The following is a 556-nucleotide window of genomic DNA, read 5'->3' as shown; positions in this document are numbered from 1 at the left end:
GGCGAGCCCTTGCCGATATTGGTATTGCAGATCCCCAGCGTGGGCTTGGTGGCGCTTTTCTTCGCCTGGGCGATGGCAGCGTCGACGGCGGCGACGTCATGGCCGTCCACGGGGCCGACCACGTTCCAGCCGTAGGCTTCGAAACGCTGGGCAGTGTTGTCGATGAACCAGGGAGCGACCTGGCCGTCGATGGAAATGCCGTTGTCGTCGTACAGAGCGATCAGCTTGTTGAGCTTCCAGGCACCGGCGAGCGCCGCGGCTTCGTGCGAAATGCCTTCCATCAGGCAGCCGTCACCCATGAACACATAGGTGTGGTGATTGACGATTTCGTGGCCCTTGCGGTTGAACTCCGAGGCCAGCAGCTTTTCGGCGAGTGCGAAGCCGACGGCGTTGGTCACGCCCTGGCCCAGCGGGCCGGTGGTGGTTTCCACGCCCGGGGTCACGCCCACTTCAGGATGGCCCGCGGTCTTGCTGTGCAGTTGGCGGAAGTTCTTCAGCTCGGTCATCGGCAGGTCGTAGCCGGTGAGGTGCAGCAGCGCGTAGATCAGCATCGAAC

Annotated in this window: 1 protein-coding gene; it reads right to left on the bottom strand. The window is 63.5% G+C overall.

Annotated features, from left to right (window positions below):
* On the bottom strand, positions 1 to 556 hold a 556-nt coding region (locus D3H34_RS33625; protein ID WP_286186601.1), incomplete at both ends, for a thiamine pyrophosphate-binding protein.

The sequence above is a fragment of the Acidovorax cavernicola genome, assembly GCF_003581445.1.
Note: the sequence above shows the minus strand (reverse complement) of the source record. Positions and strands in the feature narration are given on the sequence as shown.